Source organism: Streptomyces sp. NPDC088261, assembly GCF_044740805.1.
In the GTDB taxonomy this organism is placed as follows: Bacteria; Actinomycetota; Actinomycetes; order Streptomycetales; family Streptomycetaceae; genus Streptomyces.
This window is the reverse complement of sequence record NZ_JBIURL010000003.1, coordinates 238,206-254,758: the sequence shown is the minus strand read 5'-3', so window position 1 is coordinate 254,758 and position 16,553 is coordinate 238,206. Positions and strand designations below refer to the sequence as shown.

Here is a 16,553-nt window from a genome sequence, read left to right as displayed (position 1 = left end):
GATAACCGGCCCGCCACCCACCGCCGCCGGCCCACCACTCAGGGTGCCGCGAACGGGGCCGACAGAAGGGGGGATGGGGGCCAAAAACCGGACAGAGCAAGCCGGTTGATTTACTGGCAGTAACAGCAGCCGCGTTCCCCAAGTTTTAGCAAAACGCGACTGCTGTACGTGTGAATTGGCCGAATGCGGAATGCCGGGCGCCGGAAAGGGCGCCCGCCCAGGATCCCGTACGGAATCCCGCGCCGTCAGAACAGCACCCTCGCCAGCGCCTGCCGCGCCGCCGTCACCCGCGGATCGTCCCCGCCGATGACCTCGAACAGCTCCAACAGCCGTACGCGCGCCGCGTCCCGGTCGTCGCCCGCCGTCCGCCGGACCGTCTCGACCAGCCGGGAGAACGCGTCCTCCACATGCCCGCCCACCAGGTCCAGGTCGGCCGCGGCGATCTGCGCCCGGACGTCCGCCGGCTTGGCCGCCGCGTCCTCGCGCACCCGCTGCGGGTCCATGTCCCGGACGCGCGAGAGCAGTTCGGCCTGGGCCAGGCCCAGCTTGGCCTCGGTGTTGCCGGGGTCGTCGGCGAGGACGTTGCGGTACGCCTGCGCCGCTCCGCCGAAGTCGTTCGCGTCCAGGGCCCGCACGGCGGCTTCGAGCAGGGCGTCGTACGGTCCGGCCGGTACGGCGTCCTCCGGTTCCGCCGCCCGCGCGCCCTCCGCGTCCGCGTCGACGGCGATCCCGGTCAGGCCGAAGCGCTCCTCGCCGACCTGGATCAGCTGGTCGAGCGTGGCGCGGATCTGGGCCTCGGGGGCCGCGCCCTGGAAGAGGGGCAGCGCCTGCCCGGCGACCACCGCGAAGACCGCGGGGATGCCCTGGATCCCGAACTGCTGCATCAGCATCTGGTTGGCGTCGACATCGATCTTCGCCAGGACGAAACGGCCGTTGTATTCGTGCGCGAGGCGCTCCAGCACCGGGCTGAGCTGTTTGCACGGCTCGCACCACTCGGCCCAGAAGTCGATGACGACCGGGACCTCGGAGGAGCGCTGGAGGACATCGCGTTCAAAGCCGGCCTCGTCGACGTCGATCACCAGGCTGGAGGGGGGTACGGCGGCGGTCCCGCCGTGGCGGGCGGCCTCGGCGCGTGCCTGCTCCGCCTTCGCCTTGGCCTCACCGGCCGCCTTCACCGCGGCGAGGTCGACAACGCCGCTCATGGACATGTTCCTAGGCTGCATGAGTACATCCTCCCCCCTCCGGGCGCGCCAGGGAAAAGCGGCGTGTACACCCATTCCTCCCCACGACTGTCGCGAGGGCCGAACGGCGGTACGGCACCGCTTCCGGCGGCCGTACCAGGGGGCGCGTCAACGGCCGCAGCGCGCCTCCGCCGACGTCGCCGGCACCAGCCGTACCTTCTCCGCCGGGACCTTGAGCGGTCCGCCGGAACGCCGGTCCCACAGCACGGCGTTGCCGCCCGCGACCCCGAAGGCCAGGTAGGGCCGGGCGGGGTCGAGCCGGGGCCCCTCGCCCGAGAGGGAGGCGAGCGGGACGGTCGGTTCGACGCAGGTCCACGCGGGCTCGACGCCGAAGTAGTGGGGGGCCTCCCGCCCCTGCCGGGCGGCCTTCTCCGTCCGCGAGGCCGCGGTCTCGGCCGAATCCAGGGCGAAGCTGCCGCCCGCCACCAGGAACGCCACCAGGATCGTGACGTACATCAGCCCGCTGAAGCGCTCGCCCGGCACCACGTAGTGGTAGTGCTTGGCGAGACCCCACACGGCGGGCACCAGCAGGACCGGCAGCAGGAGCGCGACGAGTTTGAGCGCCGAGAGGAACTGCCAGGCCGGAGGAACGTCGAGATCGTCCGGTGTCAGCGAGAGGGCATCCGCGTAGAGGGCGTGCAGGACGGACCCGGCCCCCGCGAAACTGGAGATCAGCAGCGTGGCGGCGAGGGGAACGGCCCAGGTGGCCCACTCGCCCCAGGTCCACTGCCGCACCAGCAGCCCCAGCCCGGTCACGAGGGTCAGCCCGTAGAGCAGCCGGAGCCCGTCCGCCCCGGACATACCTGGGTCCCTCAGGGTGACGCCGAGTACCGTCGTGACGGCCCCGCCCGCGATCGCCGTGTTCGACAGGCGACGGCCCCGGTCGGAGGTCCCTCCGGCCAACAGCGCGACACACCCCGCGACCAGCGCCACCCCTGCCCAGAAGTAGCGGAGCACACCGGCCTGTTCCGCCGCGATGGCCGCGCTCCCCGACAGGACCAGAGTACCGATCGCGAACGTGGCCATCCGGCGGTCGAACTGCCTCTCCCGCCGTAACCGCGCCGGGCGTTTCCAGCGCCCGTCCATCGGCCGTACGGCGACCGCCCGCCGCGCCCCGCCGTCCAGGCCCGCACGGGCCAGCCGGAGCGCCTCCCCGGGCCCTCCCGCCGTCACCTGTGTCCCCGCGTCGAAGACTCCCGCCCGTGCCAGCCGCCGGGCCACCCGGGACAGCGGTCCCGTCCGGTGGGCCGTCGAATGGGCCAGCCACTCCGACAGCACCTCGCTGTCGCGGTCCAGCCGGTCCGCCCGCCGTACGTACATCTCCAGCTGCGCCGTCCGCGCCGCGTTCCGCACCTGCCAGGTCGCGCCCCGCTCGGCCCGGCGGGACGCCCCGTACAGCCGGATCTCGACGCGGTACACCCGCGCCGCCGGATCGGCGGTCAGGATGCCCGCCGACTCCCCCTGCCCGCGCGGCTCGTGGCCGACGACCGGCCAGCCGTGCGCCTCGAAGACCCGCTCGGCCTCCGTCCAGTCCCGGGATCCGCCGCGTACCTCTATCAGTGCCAGCACCCGCTGGTCGTACCTGACCCTCGCCGCCATGCGCCGTCGCCCTCCCCCCGTCGAGGGTCGCCGACCCTATCGCGCGAGACGGCCCAGCAGCGAGGAGGCGGCCGCGACGCCCAGGGCGGCGGCGAACGCCAACACCCCGAAGTCCAGCAGCAGATGGTGGGACGACGTGCCGAGCAACAGTCCTCTCAGGGCGTCGACCTGGTAGCTCAGCGGGTTGATCCGGCTGATCACCTGGAGCCAGCCGGGCATGATCGCCACCGGGTACAGGGCGTTGGAGGCGAAGAACAGCGGCATCGTGATGGCCTGGCCGACGCCCATCAGCCGGTCGCGGGTCAGCACGATCCCCGCGATCGTCATCGACAGGCAGGCGAAGAAGGCCGAGCCGAGGATCACCACCACCGCCACCCCGAGCAGCCGCAGCGGGTTCCACGTCAGGCCGACGCCGAGCGCCGCCGCGATGACGATCACCACGACCGCCTGGATCAGCGCCTTCACCCCGGCGGCGAACGCCTTGCCGGTGATCAGGGCGGATCTGGGGGTGGGGGTGACGAGCAGTTTGGTGAGGACACCTGCGTCCCGCTCCCAGATGATCATGATCCCGTAGAAGATCGCGATGAACATCGCGGACTGGGCGATGATGCCGGGCGCCAGGAAGTCCAGGTAGGGCGTGTTGCCCGTCGGGATCGCGTGGATACGGGTGAACGTCTCGCCGAAGATCAGCAGCCACAGCGCGGGCTGGACCGCGCGTGTGTACAGCTCGGTCCGGTCGTGGCGGAGCTTCTGGAGTTCCACCGCGCACATCGCGGCGACCCGGGCGAGCAGGACCCGCCAGCCGGTGCGGGGGCGCGGCGGGACGAGGAGCAGGTTGAGCTTGCTGAGGTCGGGCTTGCTGCCGGGGGCCGGGGCGCTGTCCGGACCGCTGCCCGGACCGCCGTTCGCGCCGCCGCCCCGGCCGTCGGCCGACGCGCCGTCAGCCGACTCGGGAGGCGGTGCGCCGGGTCGTACGGACATCACGGAAGTCCCCTCCCTCCTCGTCCAGGCCGCTGCCCGCCACGTCGCGGAAGACGTCCTCCAGGGTCGGGAGCGGGTCCTTCCGGGTGGCGGTGCCGGCGGCCACGCGCCGGTCGCGCAGTTCGCCGCGCAGCTCGCCGGGGGTGCCGAGGCCCCGGATCCGACCGTGGTGCATCAGGGCGATCCGGTCGCAGTACTGCTCGGCCTCGTCCATGTAGTGCGTGGTGACAAGAACGGTCATGCCGGTCGCCTTCCGTACGGCGTTGATGTGCTCCCACACGCTGGTACGGGCGATCGGGTCCAGCCCGATCGTCGGCTCGTCCAGCATCAGCAGGCGGGGTGCGCTGACGAGTGCCTGGGCCAGTTCGAGACGGCGGATCATGCCGCCGGAGTACGTCTTGGCCATCCGGTCCGCCGCGTCGGTGAGGTCGACGGCCGCGAGGGCCTGCGCGACCCGTTCTGCCCGCTCCCGGCGGGGGACGTCGAAGACCCGGGCGAACAGGGTGACGTTCTCCCGGCCGGTCAGGGTCGCGTCGGCGGAGAGCTGCTGGGGTACGTAGCCGAGCAGGCGGCGTACCGCCATGCGCTCCTTCGCCGCGTCGTGGCCGAAGACCCGGACCATGCCGGCGGGGACGGGGAGGAGGGTGGTGACGCAGCGGATCGCGGTGGTCTTGCCCGCGCCGTTCGGGCCGAGCAGCCCGAAGACCTCGCCGGCGCCGACCGACAGGTCCAGGTTGTCGACGGCCTTCGTGTCGTTGAAGGCGTAGTCGAGCCCGGTGCAGGTGACGGCGTCGTTCCTCTCGTCTGTTCTCCGCTCGTTGGTCATGCGCGCTCCCCCTCTCCGTACTCGTCGTGCAGGTTCCGGGCGAGTCTGTTCAGTGCGGGGACGGCGGCCGCGAGGGCCGCCCTGTCCTCCACGGTCAGGCGCGCCAGCTGTTCCCGCATCAGCGCGCCCCGCCGCGACGCCCAGGCGGCGAGCCGTTCCGTGGCCTCGGGGGTGGGCAGCAAGACGGCGGAGCGCCGGTCGTCCGGGTCGGTCTCGCGGCGCAGGTATCCCGCCCCGCTGAGCTGGTTGACCAGGGTCGATACGGAGTTGTTGGCGAGGTGCAGCTCCCGGGCGGCGGCCGACACCCCGATGCCGGGGCGGGCCGCGACCAGGCGCAGCAGCTCGATCTGCGCGCCGCGCATCGGCGAGACGTCCAGCTCGCGTCGCAGCCGCCGCCGGACGAGCCGCTGGACGCCGGCGAGCGCGTCCGCGAGGGCGTCGGCGTGGTCGGTGCCCTCACCGGTTTGAGACATCTCGGTGGTCATACCACCGATTTTAGCTCTTACGCAGAGCTAAATGCCAAAGAGCATCCCCCGGACCCGTACAGCCGGTCCGGGGGAAGAGAGCCCGCGTCGCCGGAACCCCGGCTCAGAAGCCGGGCGGTTCCGTGTACGTGCCCCACTCGTCCCGCAGGACCCCGCAGATCTCGCCGAGCGTCGCCTCCGCCCGTACGGCCTCCAACATCGGCGCGATCATGTTCGAGCCGTCCCGCGCGGCCGCCAGCATGGCCTCCAGGGCGGCGGTGACCCGCGCGTCGTCCCGCGCGGCCCGGCGCTCGCCGAGGACCTTGACCTGGTCCCGCTCGACCTCGTGGCTGACCCGCAGGATCTCCAGGTCACCGGTGACCGACCCGTGGAGCACGTTGACGCCGACGACCCGCTTCTCGCCCTTCTCCAGGGACCGCTGGTACTGGAACGCCGACTCGGCGATCTCGCCCGTGAACCACCCGTCCTCTATGCCCCGCAGAATTCCCGAGGTCATGGGGCCGATCGGGTGCTGCCCGTCCGGGTGGGCCCGCAGCCCGCGCTCCTTGATCTGCTCGAAGATCTTCTCGGCCTCGGCCTCGATCCGGTCGGTCAGCTGCTCCACGAACCAGGAGCCGCCGAGCGGGTCCGCCACGTTGGCGACGCCGGTCTCCTCCATGAGCACCTGCTGCGTCCGCAGGGCGATCTCGGCGGCCTGTTCGCTGGGCAGGGCGAGGGTCTCGTCGAGCGCGTTCGTGTGGAGGGAGTTGGTGCCGCCCAGAATGGCCGAAAGGGCCTCCACCGCCGTCCGTACGACGTTGTTGTACGGCTGCTGCGCGGTGAGCGAGACCCCGGCCGTCTGGGTGTGGAAGCGGAGCCACTGCGCCTTGTCCGTCCTGGCGCCGTACTCCTCCTTCATCCAGCGCGCCCAGATCCGCCGGGCCGCGCGGAACTTCGCGATCTCCTCGAAGAAGTCGAGGTGCGCGTCGAAGAAGAACGACAGCCCGGGCGCGAAGGCGTCCACGTCCAGGCCCCGGCTCAGGCCCAGCTCCACGTACCCGAAGCCGTCGGCCAGCGTGTACGCCAGCTCCTGCGCGGCCGTCGCCCCCGCCTCGCGGATGTGGTAGCCGGAGACCGAGAGCGGCTTGTACGCGGGGATGGAGCTCGCGCAGTGCTCCATGAGGTCGCCGATCAGGCGCAGGTGCGGCTCGGGCTGGAAGAGCCACTCCTTCTGCGCGATGTACTCCTTGAAGATGTCGGTCTGGAGCGTGCCGTTCAGGACGGCCGGGTCGACGCCCTGGCGCTCCGCCGCGACGAGGTACATGCAGAAGACGGGGACGGCCGGGCCGCTGATCGTCATCGACGTCGTGACGTCGCCGAGCGGGATGTCCCCGAAGAGGATCTCCATGTCGGCGGCGGAGTCGATGGCCACGCCGCAGTGGCCGACCTCGCCCAGGGCACGCGGGTCGTCGGAGTCGCGCCCCATCAGGGTCGGCATGTCGAAGGCCACGGAGAGCCCGCCGCCGCCGTTGGCGAGGATGGTCTTGTAGCGCTCGTTCGTCTGGAGGGCGTTCCCGAAGCCGGCGAACTGGCGGATGGTCCAGGTCCGGCCCCGGTACCCGGTGGGGTGCAGCCCGCGCGTGAACGGGTACTCCCCCGGCCATCCGATCCGCTCGAAGCCCTCGTACGTGTCCCCGGGCCGGGGCCCGTACACCGGCTCCACCACGTCCCCGGACAGCGTGGTGAAGTCCGCGTCCCGCTTGCGTGCCTTGTCGTACCGTTCCTGCCAGCGACGGCGGCCTTCTTCGACGGCGTGAGCGTCCATACCTTCACCCTCCTTGCCTTCCATGCGTTCCAATTTACTAGGACGTCCAAGTAAATGTCGATGGGAGAGGCACGGGGCAGTGCACGGCGGTCGTCTCAGACGCCCAGCGCACCGTTCTTCACGGCCGCCACGAAGGAGGACCAACCGCCGACCGGGAAGGCGAGCACGGGGCCGAGCGGGTTCTTGCTGTCCCGGACGGGAACGACGGCGACGAAGCTGTCGGCGACCTCGACGCAAGCGCCGCCGTCCGAGTTGCTGTGACTGCTCTTACGCCACGTGCTGGCGCTCAGGTCGATGGGCGCCTGAGAGATCTCGACGCAGGCACCACCGTCCGGATTGCTGTAGCTGCTCTTACGCCACGTGGTGACGCTCACGGCACGTCCTCCAGAGTGCGCAGGGTGAACTCCGGCTACTCGGGCTCCCGCAGACCGGCACAACCGATCTGCGGGAGCCCGTCTCGTACAACTGGCGCTCAGACGCCCAACGCGCCGTTCTTCACAGCCGAGACGAACGACGACCAGCCATCGGCCGGAAAGGCGAGCGCAGGGCCATGCGGGTTCTTGCTGTCCCGGACAGGGACGATGGCGTCGAAGTCGTCTGAGACTTCGACGCAAGCGCCACCGTCCTGATTGCTGTAGCTGCTCTTACGCCAAGTCACAACGCTCAGGTCGACGGATCGCACGTCACTTCCTCCAACAGGCGCAGGATGAACTTCCGCGACTCGGCAGGGGACAGAGCCATGTCGCGCACCGCATCGTACCTGAGCTGCAACCGCTCAACAGGTGCCGTTTCCTCGATCAGTTCGCCCTGGTAGCCGTTCTCCGCGTACGCCACCGTCCGAGCGTCCGGCAGCCGCAGATACCACATGTCAGCGCTCAGCAAGCCATGCAGCCCCGCGCTGAAAGGCAACACCTGCACTGTCACATTCCTGCGCTCGCTCGCATCCAGCAAGTACTCCAGCTGCGCCCGCCACTCAGCCGCGTCCCGCAACGGCGTCCGCAGCACAGCCTCCGACAGGATCGTGCGGAACGGCGGGGCGTCGTCGCCCGCCAGCAGCTCCCGCCGACCCATCCGCGCCTCGACCTGTTGGTCCAACTCCTCACCCTTGAGGCCACCAGCCGCCAGAACCTCTCGCGCGTAGCCGCGCGTCTGCAATAGACCCGGCGGGACACTCACCGCGAAGTGCCACAGGCTCACAGCGTCGGCCTCCAGCGACATGTACCGCCGGTAGCGCTCGCGGAACTGTGCCTTGTCGCTCACGGCCAGTTCCCACAGGGCCAGCAGTAACCCCGGCGTTCCGTAGTACGTGTCAAGCGCTTGGACGACCTCCGGGCCGCCCACCGTCTCGCCCTTCTCCATCTTGCCGAACAACGACCAGTCCCAGCCGACCCGTTCGCCCAGCTGCCGCAGGCTTTCGCCGCGCTGAACCCGCATGGCGCGCAGTTCCTCCGCGAACCGTGCGCGCGGTTCCCTGCTGCGGCCGGTGACCACTCGTCTCGTCGGCATGGTGCTGCCCTCCGTGGAAGGTGTGGAACGTGCTTCGGATGCGAGGGAAGCAGCACCCGCACGCAGCGGGGCCCGTACCCCCGGTGGCGCATTCTCGTAACACGCCCCTCACGCACAGTAATACGCGACTCGCGAACGGGGCGGAGATTCCGCGCAGAAACAGCCGAAGGAAGGCCCCCCATGACGCCGCAGCCTCCCCACTCGCCGCTCCCCCGCCGTACACCGGGAGCAACTCCCGCCCCCGCACACAGCGTTCTCGTACCGCCGGAGGGCCTGGTCGGAACGGCCAAGATCCAGGAGGCAGTTGACGCGAGGGACGCGCTCGCCGAAGCGCTGACGGCGGCCGGGATTCAACTGCCCGCGATGGATGTACGTACCCCTTGGCCGGAGACAGAAGGCGACACGGACGACGACGCCGGCCGCGCCACCCGCTACGCCCTCGTCTACTTGGGCGTCTGCTCCGCCCCCGTCGCGCTGGCTCTCGCCGCCGTGATCGTCAAGGGTACCGGCCGGTGACAGACGGCCACCCGGCCGTCGGAGACACCGTCCACGACCCCGCCCGCGACCGCGTCGGCATGGTCATGGGCCACGTGGGCCCCTACCTCCAACTCCGCCCCCTCGCCGGCGGCCGGGAATGGGACGCCGACCCGAACCGGGTCCGCCCCCTGACCCCGGCCGAACTCCTCAGCGCTCGCGTCTCCGAGGCCAACACCCGCAGCCGTACAGCCCTCGGTCTGCGCGGCAGGCTCATTGCTTGAGGAACTCGGTGATCCGGGGGACGATTTTCTTCGGCGCCATGACGACCGCGCCGTGGTTGAGGCCGGGCAGGGTGTGGTGGTCGGCCTGCGGCAGGATGTCGGTGAGGGCGCGGGCGGCGCGCTGGAAGGCGGCCGGGCTCTTGGCGCCGGTGAGGACCAGGGTGCGTACAGCCACGCCCTTCCACTCCGCCGGGTCGAGCGGTCGGCCCCGTTGGGTGTCGCCCATGACCGCGATGTCGTAGGGCAGCGTGCGGGCCAGGCCGGTGAGGTTCTTCCACATCTTCGGCATGAGCTTCATGAAGAACACGGCGATGCGGGGCATGCCCTGCACCCTGGTCATGAAGTACGCGACCGCGTCGCTGTGCCGGCCCTCCGCCAGCAGCGTGGTGATCTGCCGCGCGAGATCCTTGGGCGGTCCGTCGTCGCCTTCGGCGACCACGAAGGGCGGCTCGTACAGGGCCAGTCGGTCGACGTTCACTCCGGCGGCGGCCGCGCGCAGGGCGAGGACGGCTCCGGAGGACGACCCGAACAGCGACGCCGTACCGCCGACGTACTCGACCAGGGCGGCGATGTCCTCGACCTCGCGGTCGGGGGTGGAGGCGTCGCCGTCACCGCTGGCACCGCGCCCGCGCCGGTCGTAGTTGATCACCGTGAAGTGCGGGGCGAGGAGGGACGCGAGTTTGGTGGTGTCGGAGCGGTCGGCGAGGGCCGAGGCGACCAGGACGACGGGGGGTCCGGTGCCCGACTGCTCGAACGCGATCTCGGTGCCGTCGGCGGAGACTAAACGGGCCTCTGTTGACATGTCGATCTCTCCGGTTCGCGTAGGGGCCGTAGTGCAGTGGCCGTGGCGTGAGTTGTTCCCGATGGGACTCCCGCGGGGCGGAAAACTCATCGGTGGCCGTGGGCAACCCGTGGCAGGCTCCTGCCGCATGATCGATGAATTCGCGAAGGACAGCCTGCGCGGCAGACTGCGGCGGGACCGCGAGGCGCTGCTCTGGAAGCTGGACGGCCTGTCCGAATACGACGCCCGCCGGCCGTTGACGGTGACCGGGACGAACCTCCTCGGCCTGGTCAAACACGTGGCCGGGGTTGAGGCGAGGTACTTCGGCGAGGTCTTCGGCCGGCCGTCCCCGGAACCGCTGCCCCGGTGGCAGGACCACGACGGCAGCGATCTGTGGGCGGCCGGGGACGAGACGCGCGATCAGATCATCCAGTTCTACCGGCGCACGTGGGAACACTCGGACGTGACGATCGACGCGCTCGCCCTCGATACCCCCGGCCACGTGCCGTGGTGGCCGGAGCCGCATGCCCGCACGAACCTCTTCGCGGTCCTGGTCCACGTCCTCGGCGAGACCAACCGGCATGCGGGCCACGCCGACATCCTGCGCGAGGGCCTGGACGGCCGAACGGGGATGCGCCCCGAACACGAGCCGCGGATCGACGAGGCCGCCCGCGCCGCCCACCGCGCGAAGATCGAGCGAGCGGCCGAATCAGCCGCGTCAGGCCAGCCCTAGACCACCCCGTCTGGCGGGATCGCAGGCGATCTGGCGCGCTGTGTGTGAGCGGTCCGGAACCGCCGTGCCGAGGTTCGGTGGCGGCCCCGGCACGGCGGGCTTCGACTAGATGCCGAACGGTGCGGCGTAGCGGACAGTGCCGCCGGGCAGCGGATGCTCGACGTCGAGGGTCAGGGCCATCATGGCCTCGTCCGGGACGTCGATGCTGAGTCCGATGCCGTACTCGGAAGCGCGAGTGAAGCCGAACCGCGGGTAGTACGTCGGGTGTCCGAGGACGGTGACGAAGTGCTCGCCCAGCTCCTTGGCGGCCTGCAACGCGGCGCGGATTGCCGCGGAGCCGGCGCCGGTCTTCTGGTACTCGGGCCGGACGGCGACGGGGCCCAGGCACAGGGCCGGGGTGTCGCCGATGTGGCAGCGGGTCAGCAGAGCGTGGCCGATGAGCTTGCCGTCCTGGTCGGTGGTGACGATGGACAGTCCGTCGATCCACGAAGGGTCGGCGCGCAGGGCGTCGACGAGGTCGGCCTCCAGAGGAGTGTCAAACGCGGCGAGGCTGATGGCGCGAAGGGCGGGGATGTCGGCGCTGGTCTCGGCACGCGTGATCCAGTTGATGCTCATGATGGATGGAGATCCGTTTCATGGTGGGTTCGTGTGGGGTTGCCCCGCGAGCTCACGCTCCCAGCGAGGGCAAATCCGGATGAGGTCAGGCCACAGCCCAGGACGTGAGGGTGGTCTGGGCAGAGCACACGGCGGTGGCCTTGAGCGCGGTCATCAACCCCACCTCCCCACTTCCTCACTCTGAATCGAACACGAACGCCGGAGACCGTATCATCCCGCCGCATTCGACCGCCGGGGGGCGCGAAAGCGCGCGGCTTCTTCGAGGAGATTCGAGGAGAACGGCATCGAGAAACAACTCATCTCCGCTCCCCCCGACGGCTGCCGCCCGCGCAGCGCACGCGGGGGCAGGCGTAGGGCGGATCCTTGGGGGGCGCGGGGGTTACACCTTTGCCGTGAGGGGGGTGTCCTCGGTGATCCTCGGCTCCAGTTCCCGGGTGACCTTGCGCTCCACGAAGAACGCCGCCGTCGGGACCGTGCCGGCGAGGAGGACCCAGATCTGGCGCTTGACGGGCCACTTGGCCTTGGCGCCCAGGTCGAAGGCGAAGACCAGGTAGACGATGTAGAGCCAGCCGTGCGCGATACCGACGACGCTGGTGAAGCCGCTGGCGCCGTCGATGTCCAGCACGTACTTGGCGATCACGCCGAGAGTCAGCAGGACCAGCAGCACACCGGTCACGTAGGCCATGATCCGGTAGCGGGTCAGCACGCTTCGTTTCATGGCACTCAGCGTAACCGGCACGTTCCGGGCGATCTTCGCGGGGGCCGGTACTTCTCCCCCCACGCCTCGTCTACTCCTCGTCGAAGTCCTGGGCGGCGACCCGCAGCGGGCGCAGCATCGCGAAGATCTCGGCGCACTCCTCGGCGTCGTACGCGCTCAGGCCGAAGTCCATCCGCATGAGGTCGCGGGTGGCGGACTCGACCACCTCGCGGCCCTTGTCGGTGATGGAGGCGAGGGTGCCGCGGCCGTCGTTGGGGTTGGGGCGTTTGTCCACCAGACCGGACTTCACCAGCCGGTCCACGGTGTTGGTGACAGACGTCGGGTGGACCATCAACCGCTCGCCGATCTTCGACATCGGCAGTTCGCCGGCCTTGGAGAAGGTGAGCAGGACGAGGGCCTCGTAGCGGGCGAAGGTCAGTCCGTACGGCTTGACGACGGCGTCGACCTCGGCGAGGAGGATCTGGTGGGCGCGCATGATCGAGGTGATCGCGCCCATGGAGGGCACCGGGCCCCAGCGCTGCTGCCAGAGTTCGTCGGCGCGGGCGATCGGGTCGAAGGGAAGGCTGAGCGGCTTTGACACGGCCACGACCTTACCCAGTGGTCACTTGGCGCCCCGACCCGTCTCGCACTTCGGTCGCCTCGGCCCCGGTCTCGGGGGCGGCCTTCGGGGCGGTTCTCCGTGCTTCCCGTACGAGCAGGAGGCAGCACACGGTGCCGATCCCGCCGGACCAGGCGACGACGTGGTGGACGGGAAGGAACTCGGCGGCGGCCCCCGCCAGTGCCATGCCGAGGCCCTGGATCGTCATCAGGCCGGCGGTGAGCAGGGTCATCGCGCTGCCGCGCCGCTCCTCCGGGACGGCGGCGACGAACCACTGGTCGAGGCCGATGACGTACGCGGCGCCGACGCCGGAGAGCGCGAGCGCGGGCAGGGCCCAGCCGAGGCCGGGGCGGGCGGCGTAGACGAGCAGGGGGACGAGGCCGAGGGCGGCGACGGGCAGGACGATACGGCTGCGGGCGCGCGGGGACAGGGCCGTACCGACGTACAGCTCGGCCGAGATGTGCCCGATCGGCATGGCGCACATCATGAGGCCGAGGGCGGCGGGGCCGGCGTGGATGGCGTCGGCGTAGGGGGCGGCGAGGGCTTCGGGGGCGACGACGAACATCGCGGGGATCCAGAAGAGGAGGAGCAGGACGCGGATGCGGCGGTCGCGGAGGAGGAAGCCGGCGCTCGCGAGGGACTCGCGCATCATGCTGGCGGGCTGGGAGTTGTCCTGCTTCCTGTTTCCGCTTCCGCTGCGGGCGGGGCGCTTGCGGGTGCCGAACCGCAGCAGGGCGGCCGAGCAGAGGAACGTCCCGAAGGTGATGCCGATCGCCCCGCGCGCCGGGACGACGGCGAGGAGGATCCCGCCGACGCCGTACCCCGCGAGCAGGGCGCTCTGCGAGACGATCCGCAGGAGGGAGCGGCCGAGGACGTAGAGGTCCCCCTCGCCGAGGATGTCGGTGAGCGCGGCCATCCGGGTCCCGGTGAAGACGGGCGAGACGGCGGCCACGGCGCAGCGCAGCGCGAGCAGTCCGGCGACGGGGGTGCTGGGCACCACCATCACCGCGACGCAGGCGGCGCAGACCAGGTCGCAGGTCACGAGGGTCCGCCGGGCGGGATACCGGTCGGCGACGCCGGCGAACAGAATTCCGCCGAAGAGGTACGGCAGCATCCCGAGCGCGAAGGTGAGCGCGCTCAGGAACGGGGAGCCGGTGAGGTCGTAGACGAGGACGGTGAGCGCGATCTCACTGACGACCACGCCGAGGAGGGAGAGGAGGTGCGCGGCGAAGACGAACCGGAACTCGCGCACGGCGAAGACGGGGCGGTAGCCCCGGGGGGTGGCGGGAGCGGGGGCGGGGGCGCCCACGGCGCCGGGGGCGAGGGTTTCAGCGGCGGTCGCTCCGGCGACGACCCGGCCGTCGGGGACACCGGCGGTGCCGGCCGCCCCGGCGCCGAAAGACCCGGTGGCACCCGCCTCGGCGGCAACCGGGCCACCGCCAGTACCGGCCGCCCCGGCGGCAACCGGGCCACCGCCAGTACCGGCCGCCCCGGCGGCAACCGGGTCGCCACCTGCGTCGCTCCTGTCAGCGGGCCCGGGGGCGGGCGTTCCGGTCGTAGTACGGAGTCCGGCGTCGGGTGTATCGGCAGTCGCGGTTTCGGGCGTGGGTGGGGCGTCCTTCTCGGGCATACGCGCAGACTGCCGGTGCCCGACCCCCGTCGGTAGACTTTCGGGTGTGGGCGAATCTTCCGAGCCCCGACACCCCCCGGAGCCCGTCAGGTCATGCCCTTTCACCTTCACTTCGGCGAGAGCGATCTGCTTCGTTTCCGGTTTGCCGTGTCCCCGCTCTGGGAGACGCAGGAAGCCGTACGGACCCTCGCGCGGCCCGAGCGGCACGGGTATCACCTGCCCTGGCTCCGACGCGTGCGGGACGCCGCCGCCGGGATCGATCTCGGGCCGCTGTATCTGCTGATGCCCGATGCCGGGCACAACCCCGACTTCCTCTGCCCCGCGCCGCTCAGCGCCCTCGCGTCCTTCGAGGAGGAGATCGAAAGCGTACGGGCCACCTCGCCCGAAGCCGCCCGTACCGACATCGCGCTCGCCCTCGCCGACACCCCCGGCGCCGCCCGTACCCCCGCCGGACGGGCCATGCTGGCCGACCCCGCCCGGGCCGTACGGGAGTTGGCCGATCTGCTGGAGCGGGCCTGGCGGGCGCTGATCGAGCCCGAGTGGCCACGGTTGCGCGCGCTGCTGGAGGCCGATGTCGCCTACCATTCGCGGCGGTTGGCGGACAGCGGCTTCGAGCGGTTGCTCGGGGAGCTGAGTCCGCAGCTCAAGTGGGGCGAGGGCAGCCCGGGCAACGGATCCGGCGGCGCCACCCTCACCATCGTCGGGACCCACGGCGACCACGACCGCGTCCTCGGCGGTCAGGGGCTCGTGCTCATGCCCAGTGTCTTCTGCTGGCCCCGCGTCGTCAGCGGGTACGAGGCTCCCTGGCAGCCCGCCCTCATCTACCCCGCCCGCGGCATCGGCGGTCTGTGGACGGAGGCCGCCGACCGGACCCCCGACGTCCTCGCCCGGCTCCTGGGCCGGGCCCGCGCCGACGTCCTGTGCGCCCTGGACGAGCCCGCCGGCACCACCGCGCTCGCCCACCGGCTCGGGCTCGCGCCCTCCTCCGTCTCCGCCCACCTCTCCGTGCTGCGGGAATCCGGGCTGCTGACCTCGCGGCGGTACGGTCACCAGGTGCTCTACGAGCGGACCCCGCTCGGCATCACCCTCGCGGTGTCGCAGCCCCCCGCCGACTGACCGTTATGTCACGATGTGCCGGACCTGCCCACGCCACTCCCGAGGGGGCTGGATGTCCGGCCACGGACCGCGCCCGCGCTCAGCCGTTGTCACCACGTCGATCGTCGCCCTCGTCCTCGCCCTGACGCTGAGTGGGTGTTCGTCGTCCTCCGGCGCGGGCGAGCGGCGGCCCGGCGGCTCCTCCGTCGGCCACGGCGAGGCCGCCCAGGACTCCGCCTCGCCGTTCTGGGTCGACCCCGACAGCGACGCGGCCCGCCAGGTCGCCCGCTGGGAGCGCCGGGGCCGTACCGCCGACGCCAAGGCCCTGCGCCGCATCGCCGACCGCCCGGTCGCCGTGTGGCCCTCCGGCGACAATCCCGTACCGCAGGTCGAGCACGCCGTGCGGGGCGCGGCCGCCGACGGGCGGACCCCGGTCCTCGTCGCGTACAACATCCCCCACCGCGACTGCGGCCTCTACTCGGCGGGCGGCGCCGCCGACGCCTCCGCGTACCGGAACTGGATCCACTCCTTCGCCACCGCCCTCGGCACCACCCCGGCCGTGGTGATCCTGGAACCGGACGCGATCGCGCACCTCGCGGACGGCTGCACGCCGGCCGAACACCACGAGGAGCGCTACACGCTGCTGGCCCAGGCGGTCAGCCGGCTCAAGCAGCAGCCGCGCACCCGCGTCTACCTCGACGCGGGCAACCCGGCCTGGATCTCCGACCCGGCCCGGCTCGCGGACCCCCTGGAGCGGGCCGGCGTCAACGCGGCCGACGGATTCTCACTCAATGTGTCGAACTTCCAGTCGAACGACACGGTCAGGGCCTTCGGCGCCAAGCTCTCCGCCCTGCTGGGCGGCGCCCACTTCACCGTCGACACCAGCCGCAACGGCCGGGGCCCGCTGCCCGGCGACCGCGCCCAGGCGTGGTGCAACCCGCCGGGCCGGGCGCTCGGCACACCCCCGACCACCCGCACCGGCGACACACTGGTCGACGCCTACCTGTGGATCAAACGCCCCGGCGAATCGGACGGCCCCTGCCGGGGCGGCCCGGCGGCCGGCACGTGGTGGCCGGACTACGCCCTGGGCCTGGCGAGGAGAGCGAAGGGCTGAACGGGGGGCGGGGCGGGCCGGGCGCCGGGCCACCACACGCGCCCACGGCCCGGCCCAGCCCCCGCCCCG

19 protein-coding genes are annotated in these 16,553 nt (G+C 71.5%); 5 read left to right on the top strand and 14 right to left on the bottom strand.

Features of this window, described 5'->3' with window-relative positions; translation table 11 throughout:
• Positions 1–245 precede the first annotated feature (245 nt).
• The 9 genes from ACIODU_RS08400 to ACIODU_RS08360 all read right to left on the bottom strand — a co-directional run bounded on the left by ACIODU_RS08400 (position 246) and on the right by ACIODU_RS08360 (position 8,442).
• Positions 246–1,223, bottom strand: a complete 978-nt coding sequence (locus tag ACIODU_RS08400; protein ID WP_356426384.1) for a tetratricopeptide repeat protein — start codon at positions 1,221–1,223, stop codon at positions 246–248.
• Positions 1,224–1,349: 126 nt separating this feature from the next.
• Complete coding sequence (locus ACIODU_RS08395) at positions 1,350–2,840, bottom strand: hypothetical protein (RefSeq protein WP_401765372.1); 1,491 nt, start codon at positions 2,838–2,840, stop codon at positions 1,350–1,352.
• A 36-nt stretch (positions 2,841–2,876) separates the two neighbouring features.
• The gene (locus ACIODU_RS08390; RefSeq protein WP_401765369.1) at positions 2,877–3,821 is read right to left on the bottom strand and encodes an ABC transporter permease; all 945 of its coding nucleotides are present in this window, start codon (positions 3,819–3,821) and stop codon (positions 2,877–2,879) included.
• Complete coding sequence (locus ACIODU_RS08385) at positions 3,781–4,647, bottom strand: ATP-binding cassette domain-containing protein (RefSeq protein WP_401765365.1); 867 nt, start codon at positions 4,645–4,647, stop codon at positions 3,781–3,783. Before ACIODU_RS08385 ends, ACIODU_RS08390 begins: the two co-directional genes overlap by 41 nt.
• The gene (locus ACIODU_RS08380) at positions 4,644–5,132 is read right to left on the bottom strand and encodes a MarR family winged helix-turn-helix transcriptional regulator (RefSeq protein WP_401765362.1); all 489 of its coding nucleotides are present in this window, start codon (positions 5,130–5,132) and stop codon (positions 4,644–4,646) included. Before ACIODU_RS08380 ends, ACIODU_RS08385 begins: the two co-directional genes overlap by 4 nt.
• Before the next feature lie 103 nt (positions 5,133–5,235).
• Positions 5,236–6,936 carry a methylmalonyl-CoA mutase gene (locus ACIODU_RS08375; protein WP_401765360.1) on the bottom strand — a complete coding sequence of 567 codons (1,701 nt, stop codon included), beginning with the start codon at positions 6,934–6,936 and terminating at the stop codon, positions 5,236–5,238.
• A 95-nt stretch (positions 6,937–7,031) separates the two neighbouring features.
• A complete protein-coding gene (locus ACIODU_RS08370) occupies positions 7,032–7,310 on the bottom strand; it encodes a DUF397 domain-containing protein (RefSeq protein WP_401765357.1) in 279 nt (92 codons plus the stop codon).
• 98 nt (positions 7,311–7,408) lie between these two features.
• Positions 7,409–7,618 (bottom strand): DUF397 domain-containing protein, encoded by a 210-nt coding sequence (locus ACIODU_RS08365; RefSeq protein ID WP_401765354.1) that lies wholly within the window; start codon positions 7,616–7,618, stop codon positions 7,409–7,411.
• Positions 7,600–8,442 (bottom strand): helix-turn-helix domain-containing protein, encoded by an 843-nt coding sequence (locus ACIODU_RS08360; protein ID WP_401765351.1) that lies wholly within the window; start codon positions 8,440–8,442, stop codon positions 7,600–7,602. The genes ACIODU_RS08365 and ACIODU_RS08360 overlap by 19 nt, the downstream gene beginning before the upstream one ends.
• 180 nt (positions 8,443–8,622) lie before the next feature.
• Here ACIODU_RS08360 and ACIODU_RS08355 point away from each other — a divergent pair, with 180 nt between their 5' ends.
• Together ACIODU_RS08355 and ACIODU_RS08350 are read left to right on the top strand one after the other, a co-directional pair.
• The gene (locus ACIODU_RS08355) at positions 8,623–8,958 is read left to right on the top strand and encodes a hypothetical protein (RefSeq protein WP_161308249.1); all 336 of its coding nucleotides are present in this window, start codon (positions 8,623–8,625) and stop codon (positions 8,956–8,958) included.
• Positions 8,955–9,200, top strand: a complete 246-nt coding sequence (locus tag ACIODU_RS08350; protein ID WP_401765347.1) for a hypothetical protein — start codon at positions 8,955–8,957, stop codon at positions 9,198–9,200. The genes ACIODU_RS08355 and ACIODU_RS08350 overlap by 4 nt, the downstream gene beginning before the upstream one ends.
• Here ACIODU_RS08350 and ACIODU_RS08345 read toward each other — a convergent pair.
• Positions 9,190–10,002 (bottom strand): alpha/beta fold hydrolase, encoded by an 813-nt coding sequence (locus ACIODU_RS08345; RefSeq protein ID WP_401765344.1) that lies wholly within the window; start codon positions 10,000–10,002, stop codon positions 9,190–9,192. The genes ACIODU_RS08350 and ACIODU_RS08345 overlap by 11 nt on opposite strands.
• A gap of 127 nt (positions 10,003–10,129) precedes the next feature.
• On the opposite strand from ACIODU_RS08345, the gene ACIODU_RS08340 reads away from it, so the two are divergent.
• Entirely contained in the window at positions 10,130–10,714 is a 585-nt protein-coding gene (locus ACIODU_RS08340; protein WP_401765341.1) for a DinB family protein, read from the top strand.
• Positions 10,715–10,819: 105 nt separating this feature from the next.
• On the opposite strand, the gene ACIODU_RS08335 is transcribed toward ACIODU_RS08340, so the two are convergent.
• The 4 genes from ACIODU_RS08335 to ACIODU_RS08320 all read right to left on the bottom strand — a co-directional run bounded on the left by ACIODU_RS08335 (position 10,820) and on the right by ACIODU_RS08320 (position 14,275).
• Positions 10,820–11,329 (bottom strand): GNAT family N-acetyltransferase, encoded by a 510-nt coding sequence (locus tag ACIODU_RS08335; protein ID WP_401765338.1) that lies wholly within the window; start codon positions 11,327–11,329, stop codon positions 10,820–10,822.
• A 379-nt stretch (positions 11,330–11,708) separates the two neighbouring features.
• On the bottom strand, positions 11,709–12,047 hold the full coding sequence (locus ACIODU_RS08330; protein ID WP_401765335.1) for a DUF3817 domain-containing protein: 339 nt from the start codon (positions 12,045–12,047) through the stop codon (positions 11,709–11,711).
• A 70-nt stretch (positions 12,048–12,117) separates the two neighbouring features.
• Positions 12,118–12,627 carry a MarR family winged helix-turn-helix transcriptional regulator gene (locus tag ACIODU_RS08325; RefSeq protein WP_401765332.1) on the bottom strand — a complete coding sequence of 170 codons (510 nt, stop codon included), beginning with the start codon at positions 12,625–12,627 and terminating at the stop codon, positions 12,118–12,120.
• Between the two features lie 10 nt (positions 12,628–12,637).
• Positions 12,638–14,275 carry an MFS transporter gene (locus ACIODU_RS08320; RefSeq protein ID WP_401765330.1) on the bottom strand — a complete coding sequence of 546 codons (1,638 nt, stop codon included), beginning with the start codon at positions 14,273–14,275 and terminating at the stop codon, positions 12,638–12,640.
• 93 nt (positions 14,276–14,368) lie between these two features.
• On the opposite strand from ACIODU_RS08320, the gene ACIODU_RS08315 reads away from it, so the two are divergent.
• Positions 14,369–15,391, top strand: coding sequence for a DUF5937 family protein (locus tag ACIODU_RS08315; RefSeq protein ID WP_356426436.1), 1,023 nt, complete (start codon positions 14,369–14,371; stop codon positions 15,389–15,391).
• A 52-nt stretch (positions 15,392–15,443) separates the two neighbouring features.
• A complete protein-coding gene (locus tag ACIODU_RS08310) occupies positions 15,444–16,484 on the top strand; it encodes a glycoside hydrolase family 6 protein (RefSeq protein ID WP_401765327.1) in 1,041 nt (346 codons plus the stop codon).
• Positions 16,485–16,553 lie beyond the last annotated feature (69 nt).